This is a genomic window from Nocardia sp. SSK8, assembly GCF_037034205.1.
Classification (GTDB): Bacteria; Actinomycetota; Actinomycetes; order Mycobacteriales; family Mycobacteriaceae; genus Nocardia.
This window is the reverse complement of record NZ_JBAGKD010000001.1, coordinates 226,489-241,797: the sequence shown is the minus strand read 5'-3', so window position 1 is coordinate 241,797 and position 15,309 is coordinate 226,489. Positions and strand designations below refer to the sequence as shown.

Sequence of the window (15,309 nt, the reverse complement as noted above, 5' to 3'; positions counted from 1 at the left end):
TTCGCGTCACCGCCGCTGCCTGCGGATTCGCACCGACCGGCAGCGGCGGCCGGACCGCTAGGCTGGGTGGTCGATCGTGCCGCGACACCCCCGGCGGCCCTGCCAAGGACGGACCCCCGTGAAGCTCGCGCTACGCCTGTCGATGTTCCTGCTGATCCCCGCGCTGCTGTTCGCGCTGCCGTGGTGGACGCTGGTCGCCGCACCCACCGGCGGCACCGGTCCCCTGTTCTGGACCGGCACCGCCCTGTGCGTGCTGGGCATGCTCACCCTGCCGGTGGCGATGTTCCTGGGCCACGGCCCCGCGCAGAACGACCCGGCGGTGATCTACGGCGACACCCTGCTCGGGGTGCTGTGGGTGGTGTTCTCCTGGTTCGTGCTCGGCGTGTTCGCGCGCGGCGCGCTGGCGGTGGCCGGGGTGGACGGCGCGACCGCCGCGCGGATCGTGGCGATCGGCGTGCTGACGATCTCGGCCGCGCTGGTCGGCTGGGGTGTCTACGAGGCCCGCCGGGTGCCGCGGGTGCGCACCGTCGACGTGGCGATCCGCGGCCTGGCCGAGCAGCTGGACGGCCTGCGCGTGGTGGTCGTCACCGACACCCACTTCGCGGCACTGGACCGGCGTCGCTGGTCGGAGCGGGTGGTCGAGGTGGTCAACGCGCAGCACCCCGATATCGCCTGCCACGCCGGTGACCTGGCCGACGGTTCCGTCGCCAAGCGTCGCGCCCAGGTCGACCCGCTGGCCGAGGTCGACGCCCCGCTGGGCCGGTTCTACATCACCGGCAACCACGAGTACTTCGGTGACGCCCAGGGCTGGATCGACCACATGGCCTCGCTCGGCTGGCAGCCCCTGCACAACGAGCACCGCACCCTCGCCCACGAGGGCGCGCGCCTGGTGATCGCCGGGATCGACGACCCGACCGGCGTCGGCCTGCCCGGTCACGGCCCCGACCTACCCGCCGCGCTGGCCGGGGCCGACCCCGACCTGCCGGTCGTGCTGCTGGCACATCAGCCCAAGCAGATCGCCGAGAGCGCGGCGGCGGGCGTGGCCCTCCAGATCTCCGGACACACCCACGGCGGGCAGATCTGGCCGTTCCACTACCTGGTCCGGCTCGACCAGCCCGTCGTGGCCGGGCTGAGCAGGCACGCGGGCCACACCCAGCTCTACACCAGCCGCGGCACCGGCTTCTGGGGCCCGCAGCTGCGGGTGTTCGCCCCCAGCGAGATCACCGTCCTGGTGCTGCACCCGGAGCGGGCCGCCTGATCGCGTCGACGCGGCAGGCCGGTCCTCAGCGGTGCGGCTGGGTGACCTCGGACGGCAGCGGATCACTCATCGCGACGCCGGACCCGGTCCAGGTGTAGGTGATGGTGGCCGGACCACCCTGGGGCGCGGCGAAGGGCTCGTCGGCGACCAGCCACTTGTAGTCGACACTCACCGAATTGCCGTTCGAACCGCTCACCGAGGTGAACGCGTACGGCTCGGAAGTGGCTGTGCCCAGGTACTTCCCGTCGTGGAAGAACAGAATGTGGATCGGCGCCCCCGCCGAATTGCCGCCCACCGCGCGGGCCCACAGCAGCTGGCCGCAGTCACCCGGTGCGTCGGTGGCGGCCTGCGTGGTCACCCAGCCGTCGCCCAGTCCGGCGACGGCGTTCCGCACGCCGGTCGAGGACGGGTCGATGCAGCGGCCGGGGCCGCTGATGTCGTCGGCGGGCGCGGGGGTCACCACCGGCGCCGCCGTCCCACCCGGTGCCGGGGTCACCGCGGGCCCGCCGTCCGGCGCGGGCGTCACCGCGGGTGCGCCACCATCCGGCGCGGGTGTCACGCCGGGTGCGCCACCGCCCGGCACGTCGCCCCCGCCGGGCGCCGTCGTGGGTACCGAGGTGGTCGCGCGGGAGGTCGACGGCATGGTCACCACGCCGTCGGTGTCGGTGCAGCCTGCGACCAAGCCCGCCGCGATCGCGACCATCGCACCCATCCGAACTGCCTTGTTCATGTTTCCTCGATTCCGAGTCCCCAGTGCGCGATTGCGCGTACGAAGGCAACATCGGGACCTTCCGAGGCAGCGTTAGGCGATCCCGGCGGATTATCACCCTAGGGTGCGAAATCCACACCCCCTGAGCACGACGACCGGCATTCATACCTAGATCTGCTAGGTTATGACCTAGCACTTCTAGGTATAGGAGCCCCATGCGGATCGACAAAGACCTGGTGGCGGCCTCGGCCACACCCCTCGTGCTGGGCATCCTGGCCGAGGGCGAGTCCTACGGGTACGCCATCCTCGAGCAGGTCACCACGCTCTCGCACGGCCGGATGCAGTGGACCGACGGCATGCTCTACCCCCTGCTGCACCGGTTGGAGCGGCTCGGGTACGTGTCGTCAACCTGGCGCACCGCCGAGAGCGGACGCCGCCGCAAGCACTACCTGATCACCGACGCGGGCCGGGCCGCCCTGGCCGAACGGCAGGCCCAGTGGCAGGTCGTGGCCGAGGCGCTCGAGCAGGTCTGGCGCGACGCCACCCGCCCGCCGACCATCGCGAAAGGATGGGCGTGATGACCACCGACGCACAGCTGCAGGCCCACATCGACCAGTGGCGCGGCTACGTCCAGCGTCACCGCGCCATCTCGGTCGCCGATATCGACGAGATGGAAGACCATCTGCGCGAACGGATCTCGGCCCTGCGGGACGCGGGCCTCGCCGACGACGAGGCGTTCCTGGTCGCGGTCAAGCGGATGGGTGCCGTCGACACGATCTCCCGCGAGTTCGCCCGCGAGCACTCCGAACGGCTGTGGAAGCAGCTCGTCCTGCTGCCCGCCGCGACCGAAGACGATGAGCGCCAGAGCAATCGGGAGCTCACCGTGGTGCTCGGGCTCGCCGTCGGCGCCGCGCTGGCGCTGAAGGCGGGCATCACCTTCCTCGGTGATCCCCATCTCGGACTGAATGTCAGCCTGCTCGTCCTGCCCTTCCTCGCGGGCTATTTCGCCTGGAAGCGGCAGGTCGGCGGGAAAGTCGCGGCGCTGCTGGTGGTTTCGTTCGTCCTCGCGGCGCTCGTGCTGAACCTGTATCCGTTCGAGGCGGGCGGCGCGACCGAGATCATCGCCGCCATCCACGCCCCGATCGCGCTGTGGTTCGTCGTCGGCCTCGCCTATGCCGGAGGCGACTGGCGCAGCGAACGGCGCCGGATGGACTTCATCCGGTTCACCGGCGAATGGGTCGTCTATCTGAGCCTGCTCGCGCTCGGCGGCGGCGTGCTGATGGGGCTCACCGCGGGCGCTTTCAGCACCCTCGACATCGACGTGGAGCCGATCTTCGAGGACTGGGTGCTGCCGTTCGGCGCGGCGGGCGCGGTGATCGTGGCGGCCTGGCTGGTGGAGGCCAAACAGAGCGTGGTTGAGAACATCGCGCCCGTGCTGACCAGGGTGTTCACCCCGCTGACCATTCTCATGCTGCTGGCCTTACTGGTGGCCTTCGCGACCACCCGCAGCGTGCTCGATGTCGACCGCACCCTGCTGATCCTGATGGACCTGATCCTGGTGCTGGTCCTCGGCCTGCTGCTGTACTCGATCTCGGCGCGCGACCCGCTGGCCCCGCCCGGTCTGTTCGATCGTGTGCAGCTGGTGCTGGTGATCAGCGCGCTGGCCGTCGACGTGGTGATGCTGGCGGCCATGCTCACCCGGATCGCCGAATTCGGTTCCACGCCCAACAAAGTGGTGGCGCTCGGGATGAATGTGGTGCTGCTGGTGAATCTGGTGTGGTCGGCGTGGTTGGGTATCGGCTTCCTCCGGGGGCGGCGCGGTTTCGCCGCTCTGGAACGGTGGCAGACCGATTACCTGCCGGTGTACGGGATCTGGGCGGCCGCGGTCGTCTGCGCGATCCCGCCGCTGTTCGCCTTCGCGTGAGTCAGGTGAGGCGAAGGGCGTTGAACCACAGCCGGTTCAGCGTCTCCACCAGCGTCTCGAACGGCACCGGCTCGCCACCCACGAACACCAGATACGCGGTGCGGCTGACCATCGCCGACAGCGCCAGCGCCGTCGCCCTCGCATCCAGCTCGGCATCGACGCGCCCGAGCTCCTGCAGTTCCCTGATCATCGCCGCGTTGCGCTCGATCAGCGCCGACCCGCGCTCGTAACGCAGCGCGCGGAAGGACTCGTCGACCTGCGAGACCTGTTCGAGCACGGCCATCAGCCGCGCGTGGCGACGATAGGAACGCAGGTACTCGGTATTGGCCGCGGCGATCAGCTCGCGCGGATCGTCCACCCCCGTGCGCTCGCGCACGTGCGGGTGCAGCATCTCCTCACGCAGCTGGCGCACCACCTCGGCGAAGATCTCGTCCTTGCCGTCGAAGTAGGTGTAGAACGAGCCCGAGGCGACCCCGGCGGCCTTGGCGATATCGCTGGTCCTGGCGTCGAGGAACCCGTCGCGCTCGAAGACCTCCCGCGCCGCGGTGACCAGCGCCGCCCTGGTCCGCAGGCCACGCGAGCTCTTCGGCGCGGGCCGCCCCACCTGCCCATCCCCTGCGTCCTGGCCGTCCACTGTCTCGCTTCGCTGCTCGTCGGGTGTGCTGACTGCCGGATCCTAACAGCGCGTCAGTACCCGACGACCAGGGCGACGCAGCCGAGCAGCGGCGGAACCACCCACGCCGCCCCATCGAGCCCGCCCCCGCCAGCACCAGCGTCGAGCACCGACACCGGCGTCACCGCACGCCTCTCGTTCGATGGGCATCGCGCCCGGGGTAGCTCGAGTATCGCCGATTCCGGGTGGCGCGTGGGCGAGGACGGGCCGGTGGATCCGGTCGGCCCGCACGGACCAGTGCGGCCAGTCGTCCGATGCCGCTGCGGCAGGTCACCGCACGGCAGGCACCGGACGCGACAGCGCGGCTGTCTCGGCGGCGACGGTCAGCGGGTCGGTCAGTGGACGGCCGAGCAGGACTTCCAGGTCGGGACCCGGCGCGGCGAGGAATCCGTGACGGACGGCCGTCGCGATGGACGCGACCATCGGCGGCTGGAACGGCAGGAGCCCGTCGGTGGCGAGCACCCGGTCGCGGAGGGTGGCCAGATCGATGTCCCGGTGCCGCACGCCCAGCTGCTCGGCCACCGCGTCGGCGGTGATCGGTATGCCGACGAGCTCATAGGCGCGGCCCGCGTGGGCGTCGGGTGCGGCGGCGACGACGGCCGCCGCCTCGGCGAGGTCGGCCCGGGCGACCGCCGCGAGCGCACCTGTACCGAATGCCGATTCGATACTGTCCGCGTCCGCCCACGGGAGCGACGCACCGAACAGCTCCGCGTAGAGGCCGTTGCGCAGCACGGTCCAGCGCAGCCCACTCTGCGCGAGCAGGCGTTCGGTGGCGCGGTGGGCCAGGGCGAAGGCGAGGTGGTCACCCGCACCGGCGAGGCTGGTGTAGATGACGTGCCCGACGCCGTCACGCACGGCCGCGTCGATCACCGCCTGATGCCGCGCGATCACCAGATCGTCTTCGGCATACCCGGCCGAGACGAGCACCAGCGTCGAAATACCCGCCAGGTTCAGCGTTTCCGGTGCGTCGAAGTCCAGCGAGCGGATACCCGGGGCGACCGTGCGGCTCCCACCCACCGCGGGAACGCCCGCCGCCCGCAGCCGAGCCAGAATGCCCGAGCCGAGCTGACCGTGTGCGCCGGTGACCATGATCATCGAATTGCCTTCTCCCCGTGTGGTTCTCTTCGGTAACTACAGTGAAATCCTCACCCGCCACCGCCGGACCCACAAGAAGGCACTCTCATGTCACCCACGCACACCGAAGTAACCCTGCCCGCCGACCTGGACCCGTGCGGCCTGCCCGAACACCCGGACTGCGGCATCCGCGACGTCCTCGACCGCGTCGGCGACAAATGGTCCGTCCTGACCGTCGTCGAACTCGCCCGCGGCCCCCGCCGCTTCCGCGAACTCCAGCGCGGCATCCACGGCATCTCCCAGCGCATGCTCACCCTCACCCTCCGCCGCCTCGAACGCGACGGCCTCGTCACCCGCACCGTCTACCCCACCGTCCCCGCCCAGGTCGACTACCGCCTCACCGCCACCGGCGCCTCCCTCACCCACCTGGTAGAAGCCCTCGCCACCTGGTCCCTCGCCCACCGCGAAACCATCGCCGAGTCCCGCCGAACCTACGACGCGACACACCCCGACCACGACATCCACTGAAGACCTTCCACGAGAACCGCCGCCCTGCCCGCCGGGGATGACCAGAGACTTCGCCCAACCGAGCTCCCCACCCAACGCCACCCGTCTCGCCCAGGGCATCGCGCAGCTCGAATCCGGCGAGGTGATCGAGGTGGATATGGAGCGCTCGCGGAAGAGCTCGGCCACTGGATCTCCACACCGATCGCGAGATGGCGCTGCGAATCACGCGCCCGATCAACGACATCGAACGGGACCCGTTCACCGGGCTGGGTAAGCCCGAGCCCTTGATGGCGACAAGTCCGGGTACTGGTCACGCCGGATCAACGACGAGCACCGCCTAGTCTATGCCGTCTCCGGGAACAACATTCTCATCGCCCAGGCCCGCTACCACTACTGACCGCACTCGGTGACAAGACCCGCGTTGAAGGCCATCTCGCCGGTGCCGTCGGCCTGTTCGGCGGTGATCCCGAAGGTCGGACTCCGTCAGCGCCGCATCCGGCGGTGAATCTCACGGTGAAGTCGGCCCATCAGGTAGACCATGAGAGCAAGTGAAGGACCTACTAGTCAAGATCGCACCGAGATCGACCACGAGGTACCGGCCCGGAATGCCGAAACCTGATGTAGTGGAATACCATTCGGATATCGTGTCAGCATGCGAATCGGCGTCCCCGAGGGGTCGGTATGACGGCACCACAGATCAATGAGGTCATCGCGACGGCTTGGCCCTTTGTGACTGCCGCGATCGGCGCCTACGGCGCCAATGTCTTGAGCCAGGTCCAGTCGGAGTCGGCCGATGCAACCGTTGCGCTCGGGCGTCGCATCCTCCGGCGCATACTGGGAACTGGTAGCGCAACCACGACACCCGCTTTGGCCGAGCTTGCCGCAGATCCCGGATCATCAGCCTTGCAACAGACGCTGCGCGTGGAACTGACCGATCGCCTGCATGCAGATCCTGCGTGCGCCGAAGAAGTTGCGGCCCTCCTTCGCGAATCAGGGAAGTCAGCGGGCACAAGAATCACCGCAGTTGCCCACGACCAAGGCAAGATTGCGGTACTCGGCGAAGGCACGATGAACGTAGACTTCCGTGGCTGATGAGCCGGGCGACACTCACGCGCAACACATTGTTGCCCGAGAATCGGGTTTCGTCGCATCCGTGAACAGCGGCACGTTGAACGTCAACCATGCGCAGAAGCCTGTTCCATGGCACTACTTGCTTCCCCTGACGGTGACCATACTCGCGATAATCGGCGCTTTCGCCTGGGCAGGGTTACCCAACCAGGAGACCGCGCAACCAGCGTCCGGGCAGATACTCAAGCCATTCAGTGGCGAAGCGGTACCGGCGCAAACCGACAACCTCCCCCTGTCGGTTGTCAGTTCCACGCCGCTCGAGAACGGCTTGACCGATCCTCTCGTACTGCCGACCAAGCTGGAGATGTCGGCATCGGAACTCGATGAGTTCAACGATCGAACGTCGTCGAACCTGGACACTCTGCGCACGTGGAGAAAAGCTCATGGTGCGTTACCCCTGAAAGACGGTGTCGCAACCTTCGCTGTTAGGAACAACCTACCGGAATCCATCTCGATTGTCGGCATGTCAGCCGTCAAAGAATGCTCGGCCCCAGCGAGCGGAACCTACATCCAGTTCCCGAAGCAAGGCGGCTCTGTAGAGAATGTTCAACTGTTCGTAGACCTGGATGCACCGAATTCCTACGTGCAAGACTCGGACTCGCGCGGCGCCGACTACTTTCGCGCCAAGACGGTCGTACTCGGTGGGCACGAAATCGTTTCATTCACCCTGTATGCCACAACGAACAGATTCGATTGCTCATTTCGCCTACGGACGTACGTCGCATCGTCCCAGGCCACCGTATTCCAAGACCTGGACGACTCGGGAATACCTTTCAGAATTTCCGGCAGCAGCCCCGGCAGTACCGAGGCGCCGCACTCGGGGTATCAGTCCGTCTACGTACCCGAGCCGTACCCCTCGCGTGGCGTTATGCCGATCGACCCCCAGTCCGCTTTGAAATAGAGGCACGGTGAACCGAAGATCGCTGGTGATCGCAGCATGGACCGGGGCGGTAGTGGTAGCCATTGCTGCGGCGGCGATATCCATCCACCTGAATAACCGAGCATCCACACCCACCGGTAGTCAACCGCTGGAGTCGGTCCAAGCGGGTTTCCCGGTCGACTGGCTGTACACGACCACCAATGAAGTGATCGTCGGAAGTTCTGGTGGCCGACAACTCAATCTTCCTCTTGCCGTCAGCCCCGAGGATGTCGTCTGGACAAATGACGGGTCTCAGGCCGTGGTCTTGACCAACGGGGCCTCCGATGAGCCCGGTAGTCTGATCGTTGTACACGCCGCAGCTGGTCGAATCGACCGATACAGATGCGAGGACTGTCAGGACATCTTCGCCCGCGGAACAAGTTCAGTTATCACGACCGGAAGCTCATCGGGTCTCAACTTCCTTTTCCGGAGCTGGACGTTCGCCGAAAACGCCGTGGTCGAAGATCTCAGTACACAGGTGCCAACAACAGACAATCGCCTGCGGTTCGGTGGCTGGACAAACCTTATCGCCTCCCACAACGTCCAGCACGAAGGATTCAAGCTCGGCTTGTATACGTTCGATGGTTCACATGCGATCGAGTACACGATGGACAACGGCATCGGACAGGTCGCCGTTGGCAGCACTGCGGCAGATAGCACTGTCGTCGCCGCCAGCCCAGCTCCCGATCTGCCGGGCTGGTACTGCGAGCAACAGCCGGAGGCAATTGTGCAACTACTGACTCCCGACGGCGCCCGAGTTTCTGTACCCGAACCATCAAGCCTAGCCAGCATAGACACCGCCGATATAATGGTGAACGATATCTGGTGGGAAAGCGGTTCATTCCGAGCGTCTTTCGGATCCATTTCTTGTCGAGAGACCGAATCATCTGGCGAACTCAGCACGAATTCTGCAGCGGACTACTCATTCGGAACCATCGGGAACTTTCAGCTGAATACCGAGTCGTTGCAGTGGGAACCGGAACGATCTCCGAAGAACACGTCGCCCCGCTACATAGAACGAGCCGGTTCAACCAACGGAGGTGGCGAATACAGCCATGTCCGAGCCTGTGGCATTTTCGGCGCTGCAGACACGATGCATTGCGACGCAGGAACTTTGACACTTACCTACAGCGGTACCGAGTATGTAATTGATGACGTTGTTGCGTTCCGCCCACGCCCGGAGGCCGCCGGGGTTTCCAGGCTCGCGCAGGCTGTATCAGCAAGAACACAGTGCGACGTTGTCAGCCCCACAGGACAGAATGAACGAATTGCCGATCTGATGGGAGATATAACGTGCACAGAGGCAAGAACCTACTATCTGGAGTACCGTTCCAGCCCTCCGGCAACCGGGGGCAACATCAATTGGATTTCGAATGAACGGTGGAGCTGCTCCATGCCCACGGCGGGGACCTTCGCGAGCACGGGCAGGGTGGCCAGCTGCGAGAGCCCGGAAAGCGGCCAGTGGTCATTCCGCGTTCAAGCCGTCAAGTAGTTCCCCTTCGCCTGTAGACGCGATAGGCCACCAGCTACCTCGGTAGCTCCCGCGATGACGGTGGGGGTCACCACACAGCAGGACGCCAGTCAATCGACCGAAACACCCCGAAGCACGCTCGATACCAGCGATTTTCAAGGTCGATCAATCAAATCATCCTGGTGATCGTCGGGGTGTTCGTGCTGTGCGGATTGGGCGGCTGCCTCGCGCTGGTGGCCAGTAGCGACAGCGATGACAAAGCCGCTGCGACGTTCACCACGTCGCGCCTTCCGCTCCGGGCGCGCAGGCGGCGCCCGACAACGATGTCGCCGCGGCCGGATCGGTCGTTCGTGACGGCAAATTCGAGTTCGTCGTGACGGCGATCGATCCTCCGGTGAAGGTCGTCGGCGACAACCCCTATCCGCCGAAGACCGCTCAGGGCCAGTACATCCTGGTACACCCCACGGTCACCAATATCGGCAACAAGGCCCAGTCCTACTGGGCGAACAACCAGAAGCTGATCGATGACCAGGGCCGGGAGTTCGAGAACGACACGATGGCCGGGATCAACGTCAACGACGGCGGCGCGAAAGTCGCACTCCGCTGACGACTGTGTCTTAGTACCTGGAGACCGTTTCGGCCCGATGGTCCCCTGGTCTCATGACAATTCCCACGAGAAGACTCGGCCGCGTCGACGATCTCAACACCGCCCTCCGGACGATCTCGGAGTTCAACCGGGTCATCCTCGCCGCCGATACGAAGGCCGGACTACTGCTGACCGCGAACGGCTTCGCCCTGACCGGGTTGGTCACTGTGGGCCGGAGCAATATGAGCGTGGCTTCGGGTGCGGTGGCGATCGTCCTGTCCACCAGCCTGATCGTGTGCATGGGATACCTCGGTGTCACGTTGCGACCGGATCTGCGGGGAGCTGGTGCGGGAAACTGGTTCTGCTTCCTGACCTTTCCCGGGGAAAGCAGCAGGCGGCCACCCGCACCGGCGCTCGCCGACCATGCCTGGCGTCAAGCCGGCGCACTCGCCGAGATCGCCAGGCGCAAGTACCGCCGGTTCGCGGTGGCGTTGCGCTGGAGTGCGGTCAGCGTGGTCGTCTTCGTGGTCTGGTTCCTGGCGACGCTGTGGGGATAGCCCCCGTGCTCACCGCGGCGCGGCCGCGTCGTCGAGCTGTTGGCTCCAGTGCCGGGCGGGCGATACGCAGGTCTGCGACTCGCCGCCGACACAGGATCCGCTGTTCCATGAAAGAAATCCCAGCACGATCAGAAGGCAGGTGATCGGTCGGCCGAACCGGCCGATCACGCCGAGGATCCGCAATCCGCCCGCCAGCAGCGCTTGCACGCCGTCGGCGAGCAGCAGCACACCGTCACCGTATCCGTAGACGACGCGGCCGGGGGTACCGCCGAATTTGACGATCAGCGTGGTCGCCACCCATTCCGGAGCCAGCAGCAGCGCCGGCAGCGGTGCGACCAGGCGGTCCGTCCGGTGGGCCAGCGCTTTGCTCACCCACGGGACGAACCGGCCGAGCACCGTCGTGAGTACGACGAAGAGCACGGTCATCAGGATCATGAACTCGATGGTCTGCGCCCACCAGACCGAGTACCCCAGATCGAGCAGGAGCCGGTCCACCTGCCCGAGGAAATCACCGATAAGAGGTAGCTCCGCCAAGGCGTTTCCGACGGGCGTCGGGCTAGCCATCATCGTTGCCGGGCGCATCGACGATCTCGGCCTCCTCGACGGGAGGCTTCGCCAGAATGGTCAGCTCGGGCGACTTCGGCGGCACGGCACTCACCGGCCCGCGCGGGCTGAGTTGTCCCGCGACGAGCTTGGTCGCGTGCGCCATGATGTCCTGCACATCGCGGCGGTTGACCAAACGCTGCTCCAGGAGCGCGTTCAGCGTCAATCGAGCGGAATCGAAATCGAGCTTCTTCTGGTCCATCATCAATTGGATGACCTGGTTCACGTCCTCTCTGTTCGTCGCCAGTCGCAACGCGAGCACGCCGAGTTCGCCGGTCTGCAACGCATCCGCGTAGACACCCATCCGCTGCTGTTCGAGGATCAGCTGATGGTGCTGCTCCAGCTCGGTGATCTCGCGACGGTGCGTCGTGTTCTGGCGCACCAGATCGTGCAGGGTGGCGTTCTCGACCCGATGAAGTCCAGCCGAGTGCATCAAAGCGCTGTGGACAGCTTCGCGCCGCTGTGCTCGTCGCTTGTCGAGACCGGTTTCCCGGAGATGGGTGTGGGTACTGGCTCCGGGGCGCAGTCTCACCGCGCAACTCAGTAGCGTTATGCCGCAAGCGAGCTCGAAGCTGCGACCACCGAGGTGATCATTGATGCACTCTTCGGCCTGGACGAACTGATCAGGATCGAAACCCCGGCTCAATCGACGGAACTCCTGCGCGAGAAACGGACGGTACACGGCTTCCCCGCTGGAAGTCCGGTCCGCGACCGCACGCACCGGATCACTGATCCGCCACGACAGATCCGCCTCGGCGACGAAGATGAACACTCCCTCGGCAGTCGGGAGATCGAATTTCTCGACCGCGTGGTGTACTCCGACGTCCACCCAGTACACGGCCTGCGGCGGGCTGTAATACGCCTCGGCGGCCGAGAGCCGGCGATCCACGATCGCCAGATCACTGCCGCGTCCGACCGACACGGCCACGAGGTGGCCACCGGCGGCGGGACGGAACCTTCGCCAGGACGTGCGATTCATTTCCACGTAGCGGATCAAGGGACTCGGCCCGTCGGTGAACATCTCAGTTTCCCCTCTTCTGATCGAGCATCACCAGCAAGTCGTCGACGGCGGCGACCGGACCGTTGAGGTCTTCGCGCCAGTCCCGTAGCTGAAAGGCCAGTGTGTCCATGTCTTGCGTCGCGGTGCCGAAGTCGATCAGGAGTCGCCCCAGCGGTGCGCGCAGTTCGCGATCCTTCTCGGCGAGGTCGACCCACCGGCGCACTTCATCGAACGCGAGGGGCATGAAGATCGGCGCGTCCATCAATCGCGAGAAGATGGCCACCACGTCGTCCCGATACTTGTCCGACGCCTCGGCGAGAAACACCATCACCGGCCACGCCACGGCGCCCCGCGAGGTGTCCACGTCCATGGACACGCTCAACCGCAGAACGCACCAGAATCCCGTCTCGCGAACGCTGTACAGCGCCGACCCGGTCCATGTCCGCAGCTCACCGAGGACCCGGCCGGTCAGACCTACCCCGAGAAACAGCTGGATGATGCTCTCGCCGACCGCGTCTTGCACGGCCCAGTTCTTGCTGCGCGCCATTCCGCGCAGCATGTCGATCGCGTGATCCGGCATCTGCTGGCCCGCCGTACTCCCCCACGCCGCGATCGCGGTCAGTTTTCGCGCCAGCGGCTGATCCCGATGCAGCCACGCCGCGAGCATGCGGGCAACCAGGGGCGCGAGTTCGGGCACGAGGGTAGGGAACTGGAGGGCGCCGATCGCAGCGGACTGTTCGTTCTCATCGCCACTGTCCGCCCACGGTTCGATGACCAGCTGTCGTGCGTGATCGAACTCCAGAGTGGACAGGAAACCGACCGCGACTCCGGCACGCGTACAAACATCCAGGTCGGCGAACCCGCCGAGATCGCGAAGCCACTCACGGATCAGCTGGTGCGCGGCGTGATACTCCTCCAGGACGTGCTCGAGAACACGGCGGGGATAACTGTCGTCCGTGTACTTCACAGCTCGGACCGGGATTCGGCCGTGCTCGGTGTCCTCGGTCGAGGAGTACAGCGTGGCCTGAGCTTCATCGAGCAGCTCGGCGGTTCGCTTGCTGAATACGAACCTCTGCTGCTCCGCATCACCGGGCGACTGTTCACGCTGAATTCGTTGCGCGAGCAGCTGCCCGACAGTCGATACCAGGTGCACCGGCATCCCGTTGAAGACCGCGAGCGCGATCGCGAAGGGCCTGGTTTCACTGTCGAGCTGCGAGAACCACTCCTGGAAATCGCTGCTCCTCGAGACCGAGCGCCGATAGTTGATCTCGGCCACGGTTATCCCGTGTCCTGTGTCAGCAAGCTGCGCCGCGATACCGGCGATATCCCGGGCTGGGGGACGGACAGCGGTGATGTCCACGAGCAGTGATTCCGCGTCGGGATCCTCCAGTACCTTCAGGCATCGGTTCCGGGCGAGATGATGGCAGACAATCGGCAATGCGGGGGTGGGTTCACCTCCGTCCAGCACGAATGGTTCGACATCGTGCGAGACCCGAGCCTTGTTGTCCAGCAAGACGATCAACCGGCACCCGGCCTCCTGCAGGCGACGGGCCAACTGCTCGAGATGGAATTCGCGGAGGGTCCGCACCTGATCCACCTCGAGGACGTCGCACAGGTAGCCCGAGTGTGGAACGAACTCGATATCGAGGGACCGCAGCTGCAGATCGGGGCTGAGCTTGTTCACGCCACCCGAGGTGTCCAGTTGCAGCGCGTGCAGTGCCACGGTCGTCCGTCCCCACCCCTGCGGCGCCCGGAAGAGCAACAGTGCCTGCTCGCGCAGCCTGCGGCGCAGCTCGGTGAACACCGGTGGCGCCACGAACTGCTGAGCGATCTCCTCGAGCATGCTCGCCGAGACCGCTCCGCTGGGCACCAGTCCAGCCCCCGCTGTGCGGGCGTAGTTGTCCCGGCCGATCAGCGTGTCGACCTGCACGCTGCCCAGAAAGAGGTTGTTCGCGGAGAACCCGCCTCCGCCCAGCTCCCCGAGCGCACCGACCCGTGCCGACCACGCGGCACGTGGGTCAGGGCGCCCGGCGGCGGCCGCCAGCCGATCGCGATGGCTCTCCTCTTCCGAGGCGGCTTCCGCTGGAGCGGCATCGGCTGCCTCCTTCGGCGCGGACGGGTCCGGACCTTCCGCCTGTGGCTCCGGCTTCGGCTCCTTCACGCCGGCCTGCTGACGTTGTCGCGGCCGACGATCATCTGGGCTTGCACATCACCGACGAACATGTTGTTGGCGGTTACCCCGTCGACTTTCGGCACCGGCTTCGTACCGCCGGACTCCACCGGCGGTACCTCGTCCGTCCGTGCGGGTACCGGCGGCTCCGCGTATCCGGGCACACGGATCCAGACCCGAGCGTCGCCTTGGATCGAGATCTCCGCGCTGCGATACCCCGAGGCGGTCACCGTCGGCCGGTAGTTGTGCCGCACGATCCCTTGGTAGACCGCGTCGGAGACGACCACCACGGACTCTGCGCGAGCGGCGTTCGTCAGTGTCTTTTTCACCAGGGGCGCGTTGTTCATCCGGAATGTCGCCGTCAAGGCATCACTGGACCAGCCGTTCGGTCCGTGGTGCACGTAGCCCTCGTGTGCCGCGATTCGTATCCGCAGCCAGTCCAGCGGACCCACCGTGCCGTTGTACCCGTGGACCCCGTCCAGGAGTTTGCCGACCAGGCGATCGAGCACATCCAGCACCGAGGCTTCCAGGATGAGAAGAAACCCATCCCCTCTGTCCTCCGTGGCCACGTCGGAAACGGAGTCCGCCAGCGCGTCGTCGAGTATTCCGTAGAGCGTCGAGCGCATCGCCGCGAGCTCGACATTGCCCAGCTCACTCGAATTCTCGACATCGACGACGAGAAAGCTGCGGTGCGTGGGTGCGTTCATGATTCCTCCGTGGGACGTCGGGG

Annotated in this window: 16 protein-coding genes and 1 pseudogene; 10 read left to right on the top strand and 7 right to left on the bottom strand. The window is 66.1% G+C overall.

Annotation, left to right across the window (positions count from 1 at the left end; translation table 11 throughout):
• Nucleotides 1-142 precede the first annotated feature (142 nt).
• Nucleotides 143-1,258, top strand: coding sequence for a metallophosphoesterase (locus tag WA675_RS01115; protein ID WP_442945548.1), 1,116 nt, complete (start codon nucleotides 143-145; stop codon nucleotides 1,256-1,258).
• A 25-nt stretch (nucleotides 1,259-1,283) separates the two neighbouring features.
• Here WA675_RS01115 and WA675_RS01110 read toward each other — a convergent pair whose 3' ends face one another.
• Nucleotides 1,284-1,988 (bottom strand): LppP/LprE family lipoprotein, encoded by a 705-nt coding sequence (locus WA675_RS01110; RefSeq protein WP_336081123.1) that lies wholly within the window; start codon nucleotides 1,986-1,988, stop codon nucleotides 1,284-1,286.
• Between the two features lie 194 nt (nucleotides 1,989-2,182).
• Between WA675_RS01110 and WA675_RS01105 the strand changes: the two genes are divergently transcribed.
• Together WA675_RS01105 and WA675_RS01100 are read left to right on the top strand one after the other, a co-directional pair.
• Nucleotides 2,183-2,545, top strand: coding sequence for a PadR family transcriptional regulator (locus WA675_RS01105; RefSeq protein ID WP_336081122.1), 363 nt, complete (start codon nucleotides 2,183-2,185; stop codon nucleotides 2,543-2,545).
• Nucleotides 2,545-3,891: a permease prefix domain 1-containing protein gene (locus WA675_RS01100; RefSeq protein ID WP_336081120.1), complete on the top strand. Its 1,347-nt coding sequence runs from the start codon at nucleotides 2,545-2,547 to the stop codon at nucleotides 3,889-3,891. The genes WA675_RS01105 and WA675_RS01100 overlap by 1 nt, the downstream gene beginning before the upstream one ends.
• Before the next feature lies 1 nt (nucleotide 3,892).
• Here the strand turns inward: WA675_RS01100 and WA675_RS01095 are convergent, their stop codons facing one another.
• Nucleotides 3,893-4,495, bottom strand: coding sequence for a TetR/AcrR family transcriptional regulator (locus WA675_RS01095; RefSeq protein WP_336081119.1), 603 nt, complete (start codon nucleotides 4,493-4,495; stop codon nucleotides 3,893-3,895).
• Between the two features lie 339 nt (nucleotides 4,496-4,834).
• Nucleotides 4,835-5,659, bottom strand: a complete 825-nt coding sequence (locus WA675_RS01090; RefSeq protein ID WP_336081118.1) for a hypothetical protein — start codon at nucleotides 5,657-5,659, stop codon at nucleotides 4,835-4,837.
• Nucleotides 5,660-5,746: 87 nt separating this feature from the next.
• Here WA675_RS01090 and WA675_RS01085 point away from each other — a divergent pair, with 87 nt between their 5' ends.
• The 7 genes and pseudogenes from WA675_RS01085 to WA675_RS01055 all read left to right on the top strand — a co-directional run bounded on the left by WA675_RS01085 (nucleotide 5,747) and on the right by WA675_RS01055 (nucleotide 10,806).
• Nucleotides 5,747-6,166 (top strand): winged helix-turn-helix transcriptional regulator, encoded by a 420-nt coding sequence (locus tag WA675_RS01085; protein ID WP_336081116.1) that lies wholly within the window; start codon nucleotides 5,747-5,749, stop codon nucleotides 6,164-6,166.
• A 134-nt stretch (nucleotides 6,167-6,300) separates the two neighbouring features.
• Nucleotides 6,301-6,542: pseudogene (locus WA675_RS01080) on the top strand (Txe/YoeB family addiction module toxin).
• A 284-nt stretch (nucleotides 6,543-6,826) separates the two neighbouring features.
• Complete coding sequence (locus tag WA675_RS01075; RefSeq protein ID WP_336081115.1) at nucleotides 6,827-7,237, top strand: hypothetical protein; 411 nt, start codon at nucleotides 6,827-6,829, stop codon at nucleotides 7,235-7,237.
• Complete coding sequence (locus tag WA675_RS01070) at nucleotides 7,230-8,174, top strand: hypothetical protein (RefSeq protein ID WP_336081114.1); 945 nt, start codon at nucleotides 7,230-7,232, stop codon at nucleotides 8,172-8,174. Before WA675_RS01075 ends, WA675_RS01070 begins: the two co-directional genes overlap by 8 nt.
• A gap of 25 nt (nucleotides 8,175-8,199) precedes the next feature.
• A complete protein-coding gene (locus tag WA675_RS01065; protein WP_336081113.1) occupies nucleotides 8,200-9,684 on the top strand; it encodes a hypothetical protein in 1,485 nt (494 codons plus the stop codon).
• A 352-nt stretch (nucleotides 9,685-10,036) separates the two neighbouring features.
• Complete coding sequence (locus WA675_RS01060) at nucleotides 10,037-10,270, top strand: DUF4352 domain-containing protein (protein ID WP_336081112.1); 234 nt, start codon at nucleotides 10,037-10,039, stop codon at nucleotides 10,268-10,270.
• 53 nt (nucleotides 10,271-10,323) lie between these two features.
• On the top strand, nucleotides 10,324-10,806 hold the full coding sequence (locus tag WA675_RS01055; protein ID WP_336081111.1) for a hypothetical protein: 483 nt from the start codon (nucleotides 10,324-10,326) through the stop codon (nucleotides 10,804-10,806).
• A 9-nt stretch (nucleotides 10,807-10,815) separates the two neighbouring features.
• Here the strand turns inward: WA675_RS01055 and WA675_RS01050 are convergent, their stop codons facing one another.
• Genes WA675_RS01050 through WA675_RS01035 form a run of 4 tightly spaced genes read right to left on the bottom strand, consistent with a single transcriptional unit; the run spans nucleotide 10,816 to nucleotide 15,286 of the window.
• Nucleotides 10,816-11,388: a hypothetical protein gene (locus tag WA675_RS01050; RefSeq protein ID WP_336081109.1), complete on the bottom strand. Its 573-nt coding sequence runs from the start codon at nucleotides 11,386-11,388 to the stop codon at nucleotides 10,816-10,818.
• The gene (locus tag WA675_RS01045; protein ID WP_336081107.1) at nucleotides 11,363-12,430 is read right to left on the bottom strand and encodes a hypothetical protein; all 1,068 of its coding nucleotides are present in this window, start codon (nucleotides 12,428-12,430) and stop codon (nucleotides 11,363-11,365) included. The genes WA675_RS01050 and WA675_RS01045 overlap by 26 nt, the downstream gene beginning before the upstream one ends.
• 1 nt (nucleotide 12,431) lies before the next feature.
• On the bottom strand, nucleotides 12,432-14,570 hold the full coding sequence (locus WA675_RS01040; protein ID WP_336081106.1) for a hypothetical protein: 2,139 nt from the start codon (nucleotides 14,568-14,570) through the stop codon (nucleotides 12,432-12,434).
• Nucleotides 14,567-15,286 carry a hypothetical protein gene (locus tag WA675_RS01035; protein WP_336081104.1) on the bottom strand — a complete coding sequence of 240 codons (720 nt, stop codon included), beginning with the start codon at nucleotides 15,284-15,286 and terminating at the stop codon, nucleotides 14,567-14,569. Before WA675_RS01035 ends, WA675_RS01040 begins: the two co-directional genes overlap by 4 nt.
• Between the last annotated feature and the right edge of the window lie 23 nt (nucleotides 15,287-15,309).

Coding starts and splice junctions, on each gene's coding strand:
- WA675_RS01075 (WP_336081115.1), top strand. CDS start 6,827: ATGACGGCACCACAGATCAATGAGGTCATCGCGACGGCTTGGCCCTTT.
- WA675_RS01105 (WP_336081122.1), top strand. CDS start 2,183: ATGCGGATCGACAAAGACCTGGTGGCGGCCTCGGCCACACCCCTCGTG.
- WA675_RS01055 (WP_336081111.1), top strand. CDS start 10,324: ATGACAATTCCCACGAGAAGACTCGGCCGCGTCGACGATCTCAACACC.
- WA675_RS01100 (WP_336081120.1), top strand. CDS start 2,545: ATGACCACCGACGCACAGCTGCAGGCCCACATCGACCAGTGGCGCGGC.
- WA675_RS01050 (WP_336081109.1), bottom strand. CDS start 11,388: ATGCGCCCGGCAACGATGATGGCTAGCCCGACGCCCGTCGGAAACGCC.
- WA675_RS01090 (WP_336081118.1), bottom strand. CDS start 5,659: ATGATCATGGTCACCGGCGCACACGGTCAGCTCGGCTCGGGCATTCTG.
- WA675_RS01035 (WP_336081104.1), bottom strand. CDS start 15,286: ATGAACGCACCCACGCACCGCAGCTTTCTCGTCGTCGATGTCGAGAAT.
- WA675_RS01045 (WP_336081107.1), bottom strand. CDS start 12,430: ATGTTCACCGACGGGCCGAGTCCCTTGATCCGCTACGTGGAAATGAAT.
- WA675_RS01115 (WP_442945548.1), top strand. CDS start 143: ATGTTCCTGCTGATCCCCGCGCTGCTGTTCGCGCTGCCGTGGTGGACG.
- WA675_RS01110 (WP_336081123.1), bottom strand. CDS start 1,988: ATGAACAAGGCAGTTCGGATGGGTGCGATGGTCGCGATCGCGGCGGGC.
- WA675_RS01085 (WP_336081116.1), top strand. CDS start 5,747: ATGTCACCCACGCACACCGAAGTAACCCTGCCCGCCGACCTGGACCCG.